Annotated in this window: 17 protein-coding genes; 4 read left to right on the top strand and 13 right to left on the bottom strand. The window is 42.5% G+C overall.

The window, feature by feature from the left end; all coding sequences use genetic code 11:
- Positions 1-3: 3 nt before the first annotated feature.
- A complete protein-coding gene (locus B158_RS0111695; RefSeq protein WP_018625572.1) occupies positions 4-1,494 on the bottom strand; it encodes a SulP family inorganic anion transporter in 1,491 nt (496 codons plus the stop codon).
- 496 nt (positions 1,495-1,990) lie between these two features.
- Here B158_RS0111695 and B158_RS0111690 point away from each other — a divergent pair, with 496 nt between their 5' ends.
- A complete protein-coding gene (locus tag B158_RS0111690) occupies positions 1,991-2,380 on the top strand; it encodes a helix-turn-helix domain-containing protein (protein ID WP_018625571.1) in 390 nt (129 codons plus the stop codon).
- A gap of 116 nt (positions 2,381-2,496) precedes the next feature.
- On the opposite strand, the gene B158_RS0111685 is transcribed toward B158_RS0111690, so the two are convergent.
- Together B158_RS0111685 and B158_RS13480 are read right to left on the bottom strand one after the other, a co-directional pair.
- Positions 2,497-2,889, bottom strand: coding sequence for a hypothetical protein (locus B158_RS0111685; protein WP_018625570.1), 393 nt, complete (start codon positions 2,887-2,889; stop codon positions 2,497-2,499).
- A gap of 486 nt (positions 2,890-3,375) precedes the next feature.
- A complete protein-coding gene (locus B158_RS13480) occupies positions 3,376-3,531 on the bottom strand; it encodes a hypothetical protein (RefSeq protein ID WP_018625569.1) in 156 nt (51 codons plus the stop codon).
- A 317-nt stretch (positions 3,532-3,848) separates the two neighbouring features.
- Here B158_RS13480 and rrtA point away from each other — a divergent pair, with 317 nt between their 5' ends.
- Positions 3,849-4,373 carry a rhombosortase gene (rrtA, locus tag B158_RS0111675; protein ID WP_265596419.1) on the top strand — a complete coding sequence of 175 codons (525 nt, stop codon included), beginning with the start codon at positions 3,849-3,851 and terminating at the stop codon, positions 4,371-4,373.
- A 74-nt stretch (positions 4,374-4,447) separates the two neighbouring features.
- Here the strand turns inward: rrtA and B158_RS0111670 are convergent, their stop codons facing one another.
- The 8 genes from B158_RS0111670 to hisC form a co-directional block, all read right to left on the bottom strand.
- Positions 4,448-4,759: a ComEA family DNA-binding protein gene (locus B158_RS0111670; RefSeq protein WP_018625567.1), complete on the bottom strand. Its 312-nt coding sequence runs from the start codon at positions 4,757-4,759 to the stop codon at positions 4,448-4,450.
- 83 nt (positions 4,760-4,842) lie between these two features.
- The gene (gene pyrF, locus B158_RS0111665; RefSeq protein WP_018625566.1) at positions 4,843-5,538 is read right to left on the bottom strand and encodes an orotidine-5'-phosphate decarboxylase; all 696 of its coding nucleotides are present in this window, start codon (positions 5,536-5,538) and stop codon (positions 4,843-4,845) included.
- Between the two features lie 4 nt (positions 5,539-5,542).
- Positions 5,543-6,718 carry a lipopolysaccharide assembly protein LapB gene (lapB, locus tag B158_RS0111660; RefSeq protein WP_018625565.1) on the bottom strand — a complete coding sequence of 392 codons (1,176 nt, stop codon included), beginning with the start codon at positions 6,716-6,718 and terminating at the stop codon, positions 5,543-5,545.
- Position 6,719: 1 nt separating this feature from the next.
- Positions 6,720-6,950, bottom strand: coding sequence for a lipopolysaccharide assembly protein LapA domain-containing protein (locus B158_RS0111655; RefSeq protein ID WP_228127109.1), 231 nt, complete (start codon positions 6,948-6,950; stop codon positions 6,720-6,722).
- Between the two features lie 105 nt (positions 6,951-7,055).
- On the bottom strand, positions 7,056-7,358 hold the full coding sequence (ihfB, locus tag B158_RS0111650; RefSeq protein WP_018625563.1) for an integration host factor subunit beta: 303 nt from the start codon (positions 7,356-7,358) through the stop codon (positions 7,056-7,058).
- 174 nt (positions 7,359-7,532) lie between these two features.
- Entirely contained in the window at positions 7,533-9,200 is a 1,668-nt protein-coding gene (rpsA, locus tag B158_RS0111645) for a 30S ribosomal protein S1 (RefSeq protein ID WP_018625562.1), read from the bottom strand.
- Positions 9,201-9,345: 145 nt separating this feature from the next.
- Positions 9,346-10,032, bottom strand: coding sequence for a (d)CMP kinase (cmk, locus tag B158_RS0111640; RefSeq protein ID WP_018625561.1), 687 nt, complete (start codon positions 10,030-10,032; stop codon positions 9,346-9,348).
- A gap of 7 nt (positions 10,033-10,039) precedes the next feature.
- Positions 10,040-11,140: a histidinol-phosphate transaminase gene (hisC, locus tag B158_RS0111635; protein ID WP_018625560.1), complete on the bottom strand. Its 1,101-nt coding sequence runs from the start codon at positions 11,138-11,140 to the stop codon at positions 10,040-10,042.
- A gap of 218 nt (positions 11,141-11,358) precedes the next feature.
- Between hisC and B158_RS0111630 the strand changes: the two genes are divergently transcribed.
- Together B158_RS0111630 and B158_RS13335 are read left to right on the top strand one after the other, a co-directional pair.
- A complete protein-coding gene (locus tag B158_RS0111630) occupies positions 11,359-13,563 on the top strand; it encodes a S9 family peptidase (protein ID WP_018625559.1) in 2,205 nt (734 codons plus the stop codon).
- Positions 13,564-13,623: 60 nt separating this feature from the next.
- Positions 13,624-13,932, top strand: coding sequence for a DUF1272 domain-containing protein (locus tag B158_RS13335; RefSeq protein WP_071989670.1), 309 nt, complete (start codon positions 13,624-13,626; stop codon positions 13,930-13,932).
- Between the two features lie 71 nt (positions 13,933-14,003).
- Here B158_RS13335 and serC read toward each other — a convergent pair whose 3' ends face one another.
- Both serC and gyrA read right to left on the bottom strand, forming a co-directional pair.
- On the bottom strand, positions 14,004-15,089 hold the full coding sequence (gene serC / locus B158_RS0111620) for a 3-phosphoserine/phosphohydroxythreonine transaminase (RefSeq protein WP_018625556.1): 1,086 nt from the start codon (positions 15,087-15,089) through the stop codon (positions 14,004-14,006).
- A 52-nt stretch (positions 15,090-15,141) separates the two neighbouring features.
- The gene (gene gyrA / locus B158_RS0111615; RefSeq protein WP_018625555.1) at positions 15,142-17,793 is read right to left on the bottom strand and encodes a DNA gyrase subunit A; all 2,652 of its coding nucleotides are present in this window, start codon (positions 17,791-17,793) and stop codon (positions 15,142-15,144) included.
- Between the last annotated feature and the right edge of the window lie 219 nt (positions 17,794-18,012).

The raw sequence follows: 18,012 nt of genomic DNA, 5'->3' as shown, positions 1-18,012 counted from the left end.
AGACTAATGCCCAGACATCAGCTTTTCAACTTCTTCAGGATTATCGTAAATACTAAACTTATCGACCACAGTCTTTGAGGCTTCGTTCAGCCCGACGACATTCACATGAGTGCCCTCTCGACGGAACTTAATTACTACATTATCTAATGCTCCAACCGCTGTAATATCCCAGAAGTGTGCATGGCTTAAATCAATGGTCACTTCATCTATAGCCTCTTTGAAATCAAATGAACCAATGAATTTTTCCGCTGAGGCAAAGAATACCTGACCAATAACTTCATAGTAGCGTGTTAAATCAGTTTGTTCCGCTTTACGCTTGATAACCATAAAACGGCTGATTTTATTCGCAAAGAACAAGGCAGCCATTAAAACACCTACGAACACACCAATAGCCAGGTTATGAGTAGCCACAACAACCGCAACCGTTGTCACCATAACTAAGTTAGTCGACATTGGATGCTTGCGTAAGTCTCTGATAGATGACCAGGAAAAAGTACCTATTGAAACCATTGTCATAACGGCAACCAAAGCAGCCATCGGAATCAAACTAATCCACTCATCAAGAAACACCACTAATATAATTAGCACTATACCTGCAACAAAAGTGGACAAACGTCCGCGTCCACCGGATTTAACATTGATCACAGATTGTCCGATCATCGCACAACCTGCCATCCCGCCCATCAAACCAGCACCGATATTGGCAATTCCCTGCCCTTTACATTCACGATTCTTGTTGCTCGTAGTATCGGTTAAGTCATCAACGATTCCTGCGGTCATTAATGATTCCAATAAGCCAACTACCGCCAAAGCAGCAGAATAAGGGAAGATAATTATCAATGTATCTAAATTAAGAGGGACATCTGGCCATAAGAACACTGGTAAGGTATCCGGTAGCTCCCCTTTCCCGCCCACATTTGGAATCTCCCAGCCCAATGCAACAACGATAATTGTAAGACCTACAATACAAACCAATGGTGAAGGAATGACTTTTCCTATTACAGGGATTAATGGAAATAAATAAATGATGCATAGACCGGCAATAGCAACTGCATAAACATGCCAGGTTACATTAATAAGCTCAGGTACTTGTGCCATGAAAATTAATATTGCCAAGGCATTAACAAAACCGGTAACAACGGATCGAGATACAAAGCGCATCAAATTATCCAATCGTAAAAATCCTGCAATGATTTGCAAGACACCTGTTAAGACTGTAGCTGCTAATAGATATTGCAACCCATGTTCTTTCACTAAAGTAACCATTAGCAAAGCCATGGCGCCTGTAGCAGCAGAAATCATACCTGGGCGACCACCGACAAAGGCAATAATAACTGCAATGCAGAAGGAAGCATAAAGACCAACCTTAGGGTCAACTTCTGCAATAATAGAGAATGCAATGGCTTCTGGTATTAAGGCCAGAGCAACCACTAAACCGGCGAGCAGATCGCCTCTGATGTTAGAGAACCAATCTCTTTTTATAGTTTGAAGCATTGTAATAACCGTAAATAAGAATCGCGACAGTAAAGCCGCATTTAACCAACAGGAAATCTCGCAGCCAGCGGCGAGCAAAGTGACAACAAGAAATGTTATCTTAGAGAAATATGCGCTATGGCGGACTAATGAGCATGAAAACTCTATATCTGACTAAAAAGAGCGCGGAGTTTACCAGCGAGTGTGATTGATTACAAATCAACCTACATAATGAATATCGCATGGTAACCAGCAACACACTTGAGTAGACAGGACAGGCAAAAAAAAGCCGAGATAAGAATCTCGGCCAAATCCCACCATATAGCTGAAGGAAAACTAATTGGGGCTGTACCCCTTTTCTGAAATGGAAACTTTGTTTCGATACAATTCAATACTTTATTTGTCTTTCACTCTGTGATACAAATAGCTATCGAATGCATTTCAGAACTTGGTTTAAATAATAATGCAAATATGCATACAAATCAAACCGAATTTGCATCTTTTTTAGGAAATCTGAATGAGCGAAATAATTGATCAACTAAAACAACTTATGCAAAGCCTAGGTGAGACGGATTACTCCATGCAGCATAAGGCTCACATTAGTCAGTCGACCATTTATCGAATTTTGGAGGGGAAAACATCTGATCCAGGTGTTCACAAAATTGATGGTTTGGCTAGAGCACTAGGTTATCGACTGTCCCTGGTACCGATGAGTGAGTATTACACTCAGGTAGACTACGGTGCTGAAGTTGATACCCTCGGTAAAATTATTGCGTTGGTGGAGTCTTTATCTACCACACGTGGTATAAACCTAAGTCCTGAAGAAAAAGCTGAACTTATTCTCCAAAATTACCGCGCCAATAGTAGTAAAGAAGAGTTAGGCGTAAGAATTGCAAATTTGAAATAATCTATTTTCATTCTTTTTGCATCCTAGTAACACTTTTTCTTGATAGAAGTTTTATCTAATCAGTAACAAAAAGGCCTGCAACTGCAGGCCTTTTTTGTATTTAATAGAAAATGACTCTAGGTACGAGTGAACTCAGTAGGAGCTGGCGACTTTGCACCTTGCAACTGAACAGGCTTTAAAAAACCACGGGATTGAATAATTCGTCTATTGTTAACTTCAAACTCTTGAAGTTTCTGGTTCCACAATAGGATCTCTCTCAACTTGTCTTTCTCGGGCAAGTTGCTCGACTCAATTTGTGAATATTCCTGAAGCAAACGCAAACCAATCATATCAGCTCTTTGAAAAGCTGATAAATCAATCACGTTGCCATTTGACTCGTATTCGCTATCTAGCGAGTACTCATCATAAGGAACGTCTATTCGTCCGCGATAGGCTTTCAGGATTAGCCAGAACAGCGCTGCTGCGAACGCTGCTAACACTAAACCGTAGGCCAAAAATAGTAATGCCATTGATTTTTCTTCCTAAAGTTACCACCAGTTGCTTAGCTACTGGTGTTAATAACGCTAATATGATGCAGATGTTAACGGCAGGCATAGCATATGCCTGAAGCTCTTTAATTATTGTAAGGTCAGTAAAATGTCTTTCAATGAACCTGATTATGTTAATACTTATTGCAATTGTTGTTACTACACAAACGGCAAACTCTTCCTTTAGTACTCTTCCACTGGTAACAGCTCTGAAGGCAACGTAAAGTAAAATCAATATATCAGTTACCATCCAAGTAATGTACCAAATATATTTGGCATTAGAGTCATGCCACAAAATGGGCGACAAATTCCAGTTTAAGAACTGTATGACTAGTATCACTACACTGAACGCAACTAGTCTGGAGTTCTTAGTAAGTAACAAATGAATAAAAACGCAACCTACTAGCGACATAATAAATATGTCGCTTAATAGATTTTGTATGCTGAAGTTATTAATTAGCGTTTCTATCAATTCTCTTTCTCTTTCTTAGGGTCATCTCCCGGCTCTCCACCCATACCGCCAGTGTAAATACTGGTTATTGGTGGTTGCTCGAACTCAGGAGCTTCTAAAAATTGTGGTTCTGAGATAGATAAATAGCAGATCATAGCGATAGTTTCAAACATAATATTTTCCTCTTAAGTGGATGATTTACTAAAAAAAAGCCTATAAACTTTACTTACATAGCATTAAGAAAAACAAATTGCCTAGGGAGCTTTCCGTAACTCATTGCTTTTTAAAGGAATTCCTTACGGTTCTCATTTTCGCAATCCGTTTAGCCTGTACAAATTTTAGCCACAGTTGATTATTAAAAGTGTGAACTAAATTTTACATTTGATAAAAATATTTTATGACGCAATTTTTAAAAAAATACGTATTTGCATTACTTCTAAGTCACATTTGCATTATCAGCTATTTACTTTTGCCCCAATCTAACTTATGGATGGCATATGATCGAGTATTAGTTGATAGTGGTCAGTGGTGGAGATTTATTACCGCCAATCTCGTACACCTGGGAGGCTGGCACACCGTTATGAACTTGGCGAGTCTCTGGTTAATCAGTTTCATCTTTCAACCACTGCTACGGCCATCCTATTGGATTAGCTGGGTACTTTTGCTCTACTGCGTCAACATTTTAGCGATGCACCTTTGGACGCCGCATATCACCCATTATGTCGGAATGTCAGGCGCACTGTATGGTTTGATTGCTGCTTGTGCTACTGCAGAACTAAGACTTGGGGTAAAGATTAGTGGCGTGCTACTACTCATAGTTGGCATTAAGATATTTTTGCCTCAAATAATTGGAGTCGAAGCAGAATATGATGACTTTCTAGGCGGTGCCGTTATAGAGGAGTCACACATTATTGGCTTTATTCAGGGTATAATTCTCGGCCTACTATGGCCTAAGCAATTGCTTAATGGACCAGCACTTAAAACCATTCTTAAATCAAAAAGGTCCGATCCTTAATTTGCAAACATATTTTAAAGCCTATAAATACAACAAAGCCCAAATTACATTGGGCTTTGTTTATTGGTATCTGACTACAGCTTAATTTTGCTTTTGTTTTTCTCTACCGTTTTCTCGCCAATTCCTTTAACAGCAGTAAGCTCGTTAGCAGATTTAAATGGCCCAAACTTCTCACGATATTCGATTATGGCTTCAGCTTTTTTCAAACCTACACCAGTCAATACTCTGGAAAGTTCCTTTGCATCCGCACTGTTAATATTAACAGTTAGTACCTGCTCGGTAGCTCCTTTACCGTTTGCTGCGGACAATCCGCCTCGTTCCTTTGCAATTAGTGTTTGAGAAGTTACAGCTAATAATAGTGAAAGTATTAAAGCGATTTTTTTCATGATTATCTCCTTGTTTTTAATATCCTTTTTTGCCGCTGTCATGCGACAGGATGGAGAATATTATTTGGAGATAATGAAAACAACTAGCTCACAATGCTTTCAGAAATGTCGTACAGTGCTTTTAGTGGATCGCTAGCTTTTGTGATTGGACGACCAATGACCAGGAAGTCAGAGCCAGCGACAACAGCCTGCTCAGGCGTCATGATTCGACTTTGATCGCCTATTTCACTGCCAGGTGGACGAATCCCTGGTGTTACTAATTTAAACTCGTCTCCTAGCTGAGTTTTTAGTCGTCTCGCTTCCCAAGCGGAGCAAACAACACCATCAAGTCCGGCGGACTTAGCAATACCGGCAAGATGCTCAACCTGTTCGGGCAGGTCTCGTTTGAAACCGATTTCACTATAAGCAACTTCATCCATACTGGTTAATAATGTCACAGCGATCAATAAAGGACGATTATCATATCCCTCTAGCGCCTCACGAGCTGCGTGCATCATTTTACTGCCTCCGGAGGCATGAACGTTAACCATCCACACTCCAAGCTCAGCAGCGGCCTTACAGGCCTTTGCGACAGTATTAGGTATATCGTGAAATTTCAGGTCTAGAAAGACTTTGAAGCCTTTGTTTACGAGTGTCTTAACGAACTCAGGGCCAAACAGGGTAAACATTTCCTTACCCACTTTGAGCCCACACAGTTCTGGCTTTAATTTATCAACCAGCTGCAACGCTTGCTGCTGGTTATCGTAATCAAGTGCTACAAGAATTTTGGGGTCAGACATTACATTACTCGCCTTCTATGCCTTTTATGGGTTTAACAGAACTCCACTCTTTACAACTTGGGCACTGCCAATAAATTGCTTTGGTGTGGAATCCGCAATTTTGGCACTCATAACGTGGCTTTCTTTGTAATAACTTTTCGACAATGCCATCAAGTAACTGCAAGCTTGGTTTTGCAGATTCCTGAGCGTGCTCAATATGGAGTGAGATTAATCGGTGTAAGCCTTTTAGAGAAGGCTTATCCTGAAGATATTCGCCTATCAGTAATGCAGCAGCCTTGTCACCGCTCTCTTTCTGAATAATCTTTGACAGTTCAATGAGCAAGGAGACGCCAGCATCATGCTGCAAACTCTCATTCAGAAATTGCTTATAACCTTTCAGGTCGTGTTGAGCATTATACGCTTCTGCGATTTTTGGCAATGCTTCTGGCAAAAAAGCGATATCCTGCTTGAGAATTCGCTGATAGGCCTTAATTGCCTGCTTAAAATTACTTTGTTGTAAGTAAATATCACCTTGCAAGATACTGGCTCTAACCGAGTCAGGATTGATCGATAGAGCTTTTTTTAAGTTTGCTAATGCTGCTTTAATATCACCTTCAATTTGCTTCTGATCGGCTAATTCGCAATAAAAATGAGCTAAAGGCTTAGATTGCTCCTCCCCTAATGATGACTGGAGCTGCTCGGCTATTTTTGCTGCCTGATCCCAGTCTTTTGTGAGCTGATAGATATTAAGGAGCTGATGCAAAGACTCAGACTTATGTTCAGGATCGGAAAGAAGTTCATTAAACAGGCTTACAGCACGGTCATACATACCAACTGCGTTATAATCTAGACCCAGTTGATATAGGGCAGTATTACGATCCTCTGTTTTAAGCTGGGGACGTGCGATAAGATTTTGGTGAAGTCTAATCGCGCGGTCTACTTCACCTCGTTTGCGGAATAAATTGCCTAGGGCAAGATGCGTCTCAACAGTATCGGTATCTACGGTAAGAAGATCGATAAAGGTATCAACCGCCTTATCTGCCTGTTCATTCAGCAGATAGTTTAATCCCTTAATATAGTTGCTAGATAAGCTGCCATTGGAAGATTTCTGTTCTTTTCGTTGTTTACGGCCCAGGCGATAACCAGAATAAGCTGCAATGGGAAGCAACGCTAGCACCCCATACAAAAACCAATCATTCATTTCAAACCGTATCCTTGACCGGCGCAGTCCTCAAATTCTTCAATTCCTGTTCAGCTTTACTTAGCCTGTTTTGACAGCGCTTAAGCTGCACTCTAAGTTTCAATAGTGCAATGGTCATAGCCAAAATTCCAAGTAACAGTCCAATTAATGCTACCCAAAATATCAGGGTCGATAATGCCAGCTCAGATTCCCCAAAAAGGTAGTCCACCACAATCGGTTGATTGTTATTCAAGGCAAATACAGTACTGAGAATCAGTAAGGCAATAAATAGTATGATCGCGAAAAGTTGTCGCAAGGTAATCTCCGCTATTGGTCAGAGTTTAATTATTTAGAGCACCTATGGCTTGATAGGTTTATCCTGTCCGTCGTTTACCCGCTCTCTTAACTCTTTACCTGGTTTGAAGTGCGGAACGTATTTACCATCTAGCTTAACCGATTCTCCAGTTTTAGGATTACGGCCTACGCGTGGCGCTCTGTAGTGTAGCGAGAAGCTACCAAAGCCACGGATCTCAATGCGGTCTCCATCTGCCAGAGACTCCGACATTTGATCTAACATGGATTTTACTACCAGTTCGACATCACGTACTGATAGCTGTGGATTCTTCTCCACTAAGCGCTCTATCAATTGCGATTTTGTCATGGGCATTATCCTTACGTCGTTAAACCTTGTGGTTACAGTATGGTGGATTTTAACTGAAAATGCACCTAACTGTTTTAATTATATGATCTTTTTTACACTTTTTCTAAGCACAAAAAAGCCCGACCTGAGTCGGGCTTGATTTGGATCATGATGCTAAAAGCAATTATTATGCGATTATTCGTCGCCTAATTGCTCTTTCAACAAGTCACCTAATGTTGCTGGAGCAGAAGCGTCGTTGCTGAATTCTTTAATTGCAGCAGCTTCTTCAGCAGCGTCTTTCGCCTTAATAGAAAGGTTCAAGTTGCGGTTTTTCTTGTCAACACCCATAAATTTAGCTTCTACTTCATCGCCAACGTTAAGGTGTTTGCTTGCATCTTCAACACGGTCAGTGCTGATATCTGAAGCACGAACGTAGCCGTCAATGTTATCAGCTAATTCAATCAATGCACCTTTTGCATCAACTTCTTTAACTTTACCTTTAACAACGCTACCTTTTGGATGCTCAGATAGGTATTCAGCTAATGGGTCTGAATCAACTTGCTTGATACCTAGAGAGATACGCTCACGCTCAGCGTCAACTGCTAGAACAACAGCTTCAACTTCGTCGCCTTTCTTGTAATCACGTACGGCTTCTTCACCTGGAACTGTCCAAGAAATGTCAGACAAGTGAACAAGACCGTCGATACCACCGTCAAGACCAATGAAGATACCAAAGTCAGTGATAGACTTGATGCTACCAGATACCTTGTCGCCTTTGTTATGAGTTGCAGCGAATTCGTTCCAAGGATTTGGTACGCATTGCTTGATACCTAGAGAGATACGACGACGCTCTTCATCGATATCAAGAACCATAACTTCAACTTCATCACCCAAGTTAACCACTTTAGATGGGTGGATGTTTTTGTTAGTCCAGTCCATTTCAGAAACGTGAACCAAACCTTCAACACCGTCTTCGATTTCTACGAAACAACCGTAGTCAGTCAGGTTAGTTACACGACCTTGTAGACGTGCACCTTCTGGGTAACGGTCATTGATATCAACCCATGGGTCTGAACCCAATTGCTTGATACCTAGTGATACACGGTTACGCTCACGGTCGAATTTAAGAACCTTAACGTCGATTTCGTCACCAACTTGTACCACTTCGCTTGGGTGCTTAATGCGTTTCCAAGCCATGTCAGTGATGTGTAGTAAGCCATCAATACCACCCAAGTCAACGAACGCACCGTAATCGGTAAGGTTCTTAACGATACCTTTAAGCTCTGAACCTTCTTCCAGATTCTCAAGAAGCTCTTCACGCTCAGCACTGTTTTCTGACTCGATAACAGCACGACGAGAAACCACTACGTTGTTACGCTTTTGGTCTAGTTTGATAACTTTAAAGTCAAGCTCAACACCTTCCAGGTGTGTTGTATCACGTACAGGACGAACGTCTACTAATGAACCCGGCAAGAAGGCACGGATTGATTGTACGTCAACAGTGAAACCACCTTTAACTTTACCAGTGATAACACCTTTGATTGTTTCGTTCGCTTCATGAGCAGCTTCCAAAACACCCCAAGCCGCAAAACGCTTAGCGCGCTCACGTGATAGGCGTGTTTCACCAAAACCATCTTCTACAGCGTCCAAAGCTACTTCAACTTCATCGCCAACAGAAACTTCAAGCTCACCCGAATCATTTAAGAATTGATTACGTGGGATAACGCCTTCTGATTTCAAACCAGCGTTTACAACAACAACTTCGTTGTCAATATCAACCACCACACCAGTGATGATTGCACCTGGACGCATTTCTACGTTTGCTAAACTTTCTTCAAAAAGTTGTGCGAAATTTTCGCTCATTCGTTAGTACCTGATATTCTTTGCCGGCTGATCGAGTATTGATCTACCAAACAAAGGCTTGTTTAAATCACCACACTATGGTCCTATAGTCATGGGTCAGTTAGTTAAGCCAACTCATTCATCCATGTGAGCCAGCAATAAAAAATTATTCAGAAAACCCTATAAAATCAAGAATTTGCTGAACCACTTCATCAATAGATAAATGCGAGCTATCAATAACAAAAGCACCCTCTGCTGGCACCAAAGGAGCCACAGTTCGAGTGCGATCACGCTCATCTCTATCGATGATGCTTTTTAAAAGGTGCGAAATATTAGCATCTACGCCCTTTTCGATCAACTGTTTATGCCGTCTTTCAGCCCGTATTTCGGGGCTTGCAGTCAAGAAAACCTTGTAATCAGCATCGGTAAAAACAACGGTTCCCATGTCTCTGCCATCTGCTACCAGTCCCGGCTTTTCTCTGAACTTTCGCTGACGAGTCAACAAAGCTTCTCTAACCGCTGGTATTGCCGCGACTTTTGAAGCCATTGCACTAGTCTCGTCCAGACGCAGTTTTACTCCCACATCCTGAGCATTTAGCAGCACTTTTTGCTCGCCATCTAATTGAGGCTCAAATACTACATCTAGATTAAGAGCTGCCTTAGCAACAGCCTCAGTATTATCAGGATCGATACCCTGCTCAATGACTGACAGAGCAGTTAAGCGGTATAAGGCACCACTATCCAGCAAATGATAGCCGAGTTTTGTTGCAAGAATTTGACTGATAGTACCCTTGCCTGAGCCACTAGGACCGTCAATGGCAATAACCGGTATATGTTCATGGGTTTCTGTCATAGGATCACTACTTGGTCATTTCGCGCAAGACACGAATAAACTTGGCGTTTTCTTCTTCAAGCCCAATACTGATACGCAAGTGATTTGGCATTTCATAATTGGCAACTGGACGAACAATAACGCCCTGCTCCAGCATCTGTTGGTACAAAGGACCTGCAGCCTGTTTCATGTCTACAGTAATAAAGTTTGTGACCGAAGGAATGTATTCATAACCCAATTCATTAAACGCGCTGATAAGCTGCTGCATACCGGATTTATTGACATCTAGGGCTTTTTGCAAATATGCATGATCATCAAGAACGGCTTCTGCAGCTGCCAACGCCAATGAATTCATATTGAATGGCTGACGTGGACGATTAATAAGGCCAGTAACTTCTTCATTGGCTACGGCATAACCAGCACGAACACCCGCTAAACCGTACGCTTTAGAGAAGGTGCGGGTCACGATAAGATTCGGATATTCTTTGATCCAAGGAATCGTTTGCGGGTATTCCGAGTCTTCAACATACTCATAATACGCCTCATCAACCACCACGATGACATCTTGCGGGACTTTATCCATAAAGGCTTTCAGGTCGGTCTTATTGACCCAAGTTCCAGTTGGGTTGTTAGGGTTAGCGATGAAAATCATACGCGTGTTTGGCGTTATGGCAGCTGCGGTCGCTTCCAGGTCGTGGCCCCAGTCTTTTGCAGGGATAACTACTTTCTTGGCCCCAATCGCCTGGGTCACAATTGGGTAAACCACAAACGCGTGCTGTGAAAAAATCACCTCATGCTCAGGAGCGACAAAGACACGGGCTATTAGCTCAAGAACATCATTTGAGCCATTACCAAGCGTAATCTGATTAATACCAACGCCCGTACGCTCTGCCAGCTTGGCCTTCAAATAATAGCCGTTTGCGTCAGGGTAACGTGCTAAATCAGCAAATTCCTTCTCCATAGCTGCCTTCGCTTTGGCACTGATACCGATAGGGTTTTCATTACTTGCCAATTTAACGATATTGGTAATGCCGAGCTCTCTTTCCAGCTCGGAAATTGGCTTTCCAGGCTGATAGGGGTGTAACTCCTGAACACCTTTATTGGCCAAAGCGATAAAATCACAACTCATAACTTACTCCACTCTAATGACTTTTTAGCAGCATCATTTCAATCGATGCCATTCAATTCTTGAAATGGCCGACATTATCCTTGAAACGCGTCCGATTTTCACCCCTTAACCTGCAAATGCTGCTCTAGAGTCTCAAAGCTGGATTTTCATGATTTTATTGGTATATAGTGAGTGCCTCAAAAATCACATCTAAAAAACGAAACCAAGGAAGACTTAGCATGAAGTACCTTCTGGCCTTAGTTAGCATTGTTTTGATTGGTGTAGGTGTCTATTTCGCTACCAGCGACAAAAACACTACGCCTCAACCGACAACTCAAGAGGTTGGCATGACAGAGTCTCAGTCAGATTCTCAACCAGATACAAGCCCACAACCACCGGTTGCCAAGAAACTCGCTCATGAGATGACCATTCATGGCGATACACGCGTCGATCACTACTATTGGATGCGCGATGACAGCCGCACTGACCCAGAGATTCTTGCTCATCTGGAAGCGGAGAACACCTACAAAGAAACCATGCTTGCAGATACCAAGAGTCTGCAAGAAAAGCTGTATAACGAAATGGTTAGCCGGCTTGAAAAGGATAAGTCTACTGTGCCTTATCGCCAGGGAGACTATTTCTACTATGTTCGTTTTGAGGAAGACGGTGAGTACCCGATTTATGCACGAAAAAAAGGCTCACTGGATGCAGAAGAAGAAGTATTACTTAACGTTAATGAGCTTGCTAAAGGGCATGATTACTTTAATGTAGCTGATACAGAAGTAAGCACGAATCAGCAAATATTAGCCTACTCCGATGATACCGTAGGTCGCCGTATTTACACCCTACGCTTTAAGGACTTAGCCACCGGTAAACTGCTAGACGACACACTCGAAAATACTAATGGCGGTGTAGTTTGGGCTAACGATAATCAGCACCTCTTTTATATTCGCAAAGACCCACAAACCTTATTGGGATACCAGGTTTTCCGCCATAAGCTAGGCACAGCCCAAGGCGAAGATGTTCTGGTATATGAAGAAACTGACCCGACTTTTTACACTGGTCTGGGTAAAAGTCTGGATGGCTCTCTCATTAAAATAGGCCATTACAGTACTGAAACAAAAGGCGAAAGATTGCTGGATGCAAACTCCCCTACTGAAGGTGATTTCCAACTGTTTTACCCTCTTGAGGAAGGACACGAGTATTCAACCGTTAAATCCGGTGATTATTTCTATGTCCTTACCAATAAAGATGCGAAGAACTTCCGCTTAATGAAAGTACACCAGGATAAGCATCAGGATATGTCAGCCTGGCAGGAAGTTATCCCTCATCGAGACGATACCCAAATTACCGGAGTGGTTGCATTTAAAGACTTTATTGCTGTTACCGAACGCAGTAATGGATTAACCAGTATTCGCGTGATGGAGCTTTCAGATAGTTCTTTTAAATCGGTCAGCTTTGACGATCCTGCCTATGCAGCCCGCTTTTCTACCAATAAGAATTTCACTAGCAACACGCTAAGATATACTTATTCAAGTATGACGACTCCTGACTCTATCTATGATTTTGATATGGTCACTGGCGAAAGTACGCTACTTAAACAGGACAAAGTTTTAGGCGATTTTGATCCAAATAACTATCAGAGTGAAAGACTGTTTATTGAAGCAAAAGATGGAGCAAAAGTGCCCGTATCCTTGGTTTACCGTAAAGATATGTTCAAGAAAGATGGTACAAATCCATTGTACCAATATGGGTATGGTTCTTATGGAGCAACCATGGATGCAAACTTCCGCTCCAACTGGTTATCACTGGTAGATCGAGGCTTCGTTGTTGCCATTGCTCACATACGAGGTAGTCAGATGTTAGGACGCCAATGGTATGAAGATGGAAAAATGTTCAATAAAATCAATACATTCACTGACTTTATTGACGTTACTGATGGTTTGGTAAATCAAAAATATGCCGCCAAAGATAAAGTCTTCATTGCAGGTGGTAGCGCTGGTGGATTGCTAATGGGTGCCGTGATAAATATGGCTCCTGAAAAATACCGTGGAGTTGCTGCCCATGTACCATTTGTCGATGTTGTAACCACGATGTTGGATGAATCAATACCGTTAACCACCAACGAGTACGACGAGTGGGGTAACCCGAATAACAAAGACTCCTACGAGTACATGCTATCTTATTCACCTTATGACAATGTCAAAGCTCAGGACTATCCCAATATGTTGGTAACTACGGGGCTTCATGACTCGCAGGTGCAATACTTTGAACCAATGAAGTGGGTTGCGAAACTTCGTGAATACAAAACGGATAACAATAAGCTGCTGTTCCATACCAACATGGAAGCTGGTCATGGTGGAGCGTCAGGTCGATTTAAAAGACTTGAACAAACTGCAATGGAGTACGCGTTTTTCTTAGATTTACTGGGAAGAAACGACTGAAATGATTTGTGATTGTAAGGGCGACAATCTGTCGCCCTTTTTTATTAGAGGAGATCTTTAGTGCTGGAATTAAGACCAACTTGCGAGAACTGTAGAAAGTCTTTACCCCCAAATTCGACGGAGGCCATGATATGCACTTATGAATGTACTTTTTGTCGAGATTGTGTCGAAAAAATATTACACAATGTTTGCCCGAATTGTGGCGGAGGTTTTGTTCCACGTCCGATTAGACCAAAATCAGCTTATTTAGATGGCGTCTCACTTGAATATCAACCTGCGACTCATAAAGAGGTTTACGCGCCAATTGATAACGAGTCACAAGCAAAATTAATAGAGAAACTTGCTCATATTCCGCCAGAAAAACGCTAAGAATATACATCATAGCAATAAAAAAAGGCAGTCAATCGACTGCCTTTTCTAGATTTATCACCAATTTGATACTAAACCTTTCGCTCAAATTCCTGCATAAAATCAACCAATGTCTGCACTCCTTCCAACGGCATTGCGTTGTATATACTGGCTCGCATACCACCAAAATCACGATGCCCTTTTAAAGCCAGAAGTCCCTGCTCTTTTGCCTGTTGAAGAAACATTGAATCAAGCTCCGGATTGCTGAGGGTGAAAGCTACATTCATCACTGAGCGAGAGTTTTTGGCTACAGGACAGTGAAAAAAGTTTGAAGCATCAATCGCATCATAGAGCAGCTGCGCTTTCTGTTGATTAACCTGTTCAATGGCTTCCACTCCCCCCTGCTCTAACAACCATTCAAACACCAGGCTGGCAAGATAAATGCCAAAACTAGGGGGCGTGTTGTACATGGATTTATGCTCTGCCATTAATGGATACTGGAATAATGATGGCACACGATGAGTTTGCATTTGCTCGAACAGATCTTCACGTACGACAACGACCGTCATCCCCGATGGACCGATATTTTTCTGTGCTCCAGCATAGATTAAAGCGTACTGCTCAATATCAATCGGACGCGACAAAATATCAGAACACATATCGCAAACCAGCTTACCGGCAAAAGCTTTTGGCTCTGATTTGAACTGCACACCGACAATGGTTTCATTAGATGTGAAGTGTAGGTATTTTCCAGCATCATCAAGCTGCCATTCTGATTCAGGAACTATTGCCAGCCCTTCTTCAGTCTGATGAAAGCCTTTCTGCACATGGATATTGGCGAAGTTCTGTGCTTCTTTAATCGCTTTTTTAGACCAGTGCGCCTGCTCAAGATAATTAGCTGTATCATGGGCAGCCAAAAAATTCATCGGCACCATGGCGAACTGATGGGAAGCACTACCATGCATGAATAAAACACGATAGTGGTCCGGTATATTGAGAAGCTTTCTAAAATCGGCTTCCGTTTGCTCAAGCAGCTCAGTGAACTCTGGCGTTCGATGACCAAACTCCATAACCGAACAGCCATTGCCATTCCAATTAAGCAACTCTTCCTGCGCTCGCTCTAACACTTCTGTCGGCATCGCCGCAGGGCCAGCGCTAAAATTAAAACCACGGTTCATGTCGTAGCCTGTTCTCTCACCTGTTAAGAAAACAAAGGAGCAAGCTTAACGCTTACTCCTCATCACCTGCTTCGTCAGTCTCACTCTCAGTATGAGCCTCAGACTCATTCGACTCAGCTACATCAGTTGCTTCGTTATCAAGCTCTTCACCATCAAGGATTTCATCTTCATCATCCTCAATTTCAACAATGCGCTGCAAGCCAACTAAAGTTTCACCGTCGTCCAACTTGATTAGACGAACACCTTGCGTGTTACGCCCCATCACTCGGATATCATCAACTCCAGTACGGATTAGAGTACCACCTTTGCTGATCAGCATAACTTCATCGCCATCAATAACCGGAACAGCACTGACAACAGCACCGTTACGATCACTCATTTGGATAGAAATCACACCCTGGCCGCCACGACCACGTAATGGATGGTCTTCCATCGATGTGCGCTTACCGTAACCATTTTCAGTAGCCGTTAAAACTGAGCCATTTTCTTCGGCAACGATCATCTGTATGACTTTAGCACCTTCAGGCAATTTCATGCCTCTTACACCACGAGCGGTACGGCCCATTGGGCGAACATTGGCTTCATCAAAACGAATCACTTTACCGGCATCACTGAACATCATAATGTGACTTGAGCCATCTGTTTCAACAACACTGATCAACTCGTCATCATCTGCAATAGTTAAGGCGATAATGCCGTTTGAACGTGGGCGCGAGAACTGTTCAAGCGATGTTTTCTTAACGGTACCGTTCGCTGTGGCCATGAATACAAACTTGTCTTCAGAGAACTCGCGGATCGGTAGAATTGCATTAATTTTTTCGTTCTCTTCAAGTGGCAATACATTGACGATAGGTTTACCACGAGAACCACGACCAGCATTTGGTAATTCAAACACTTTTAGCCAATAAACTTTACCTGTAGAAGAGAAACAGAGAATCGTGTCATGGGTTGAAGCAACCAATAGTTTTTCGATGAAATCTTCATCCTTCATTTTGGTTGCAGACTTACCACGACCACCACGTCGTTGCGCTTTGTATTCTGACAATGCCTGATATTTCACGTAGCCTTCATGAGATAAAGTAACTACCACATCTTCTTCTGTGATCAGATCGGCAATGGTCAAATCCAGCTTGCTTTCAAGAATCTCAGAACGACGTGCATCACCAAAGTTTTCTTTCACTTCCTCTAGCTCTTCGCGAATCACTTCAAGCAATCGCTCAGTGCTCATCAAAATGCGTAACAACTCTTCTATAAGACCTAATAAGTCTTTATATTCACCAAGAATTTTATCGTGCTCAAGACCTGTTAATTTATGTAAACGCAAATCAAGAATGGCTTGTGCCTGGGCATCAGAAAGCTTGTAGTAACCATCATGGAAGCCGAATTCCGCAGCAAGCTCTTCTGGGCGACAGGCTTCGGTGCCGGCACGCGCCAGCATGGTGCTTACCTGGCCAGGTTCCCAGCTGCGATTCATCAACTCTTCTTTAGCTTCTTTTGGTGTTGGCGACTGCTTAATGAGCTCAATGACTTCATCAATATTTGCAAGGGCAATCGCCAGACCTTCTAAAACGTGTGCTTTTTCGCGTGCTTTACGTAACTCAAAAATGGTACGGCGAGTAACGACTTCACGGCGGTGAGTCACGAAGGCATCAATCGCTTCTTTCAAGTTAAATAAGCGTGGCTGGTTGTTATCCAACGCCACCATGTTGATACCGAAAACATTCTGCATTTGAGACTGGGCATATAGGTTATTCAGCACCACTTCTGGCACTTCACCTTTGCGTAACTCAATCACCATACGCATACCGTCCTTATCGGACTCATCGCGCAGACCGGTAATGCCTTCAATCTTTTTATCTTTGACAAGCTCTGCAATTTTCTCAATCAATCGAGCCTTGTTCACCTGATAAGGAAGCTCTGTAACTACGATTGATTGCTTGCCTGATTTCTCATCCGTTTCAACATGACTACGGGCACGCAGATAAATTTTACCGCGGCCAGTATTATAGGCATCTATAATGCCTGCTCGACCGTTAATGATTGCCGCCGTTGGGAAATCAGGACCTTTGATGTATTCCATCAACTCAGAAATAGTGATGTCTGGGTTATCAATTAAGGCCAAACAGCCATCAATCACTTCTGTTAAGTTATGAGGTGGGATGTTAGTCGCCATACCCACCGCAATACCGGACGAACCATTAATTAACAGGTTCGGTACGCGAGTAGGAAGTACCGTGGGTTCTGATTCGGAGCCGTCGTAGTTGTCTTCAAAATCGACCGTTTCCTTTTCCAGATCAGCCAACAACTGATGAGCCAGTTTGTCCATTCTGACTTCGGTGTAACGCATCGCAGCCGCAGAGTCGCCATCAATCGAACCGAAGTTACCCTGACCATCGACCAGCATGTAGCGTAATGAGAAAGGTTGCGCCATACGAACGATGGTGTCGTATACCGCGGTATCACCGTGAGGGTGGTATTTACCGATAACGTCACCGACAACACGGGCGGATTTTTTATAGGGCTTGTTATAGTCGTTTCCAAGCACGTTCATGGCGTATAAAACACGGCGGTGAACCGGTTTTAAACCATCTCGGACATCCGGTAATGCACGTCCGACGATAACACTCATTGCATAATCAAGATAGGAAGTTTTCAGTTCATCTTCAATATTGATCGGGAGGATCTCTTTGGCAAGTTCACCCATTGTAAAAACCCTTTAAAATCTGATAGTTATAATTAATTATCACAAACGGTATGGTTTATGTTTTTAAGCGCAAAATTGTAACACAACGCCCTCTTTCAAGCTAATTTTATTCCACTAAATATCACGCTATAAGCCCCGCCATGACAGCATTTTGACGCGCTTTTCACTCTGACTGAAACAAACTGACTAAAAGGTGAGCTTTTAGCACTTGTTAGGTAT

The organism is Kangiella aquimarina DSM 16071, from assembly GCF_000374105.1.
Classification (GTDB): domain Bacteria; phylum Pseudomonadota; class Gammaproteobacteria; order Enterobacterales; family Kangiellaceae; genus Kangiella; species Kangiella aquimarina.
This window is presented reverse-complemented; position numbering and strand designations above follow the sequence as displayed.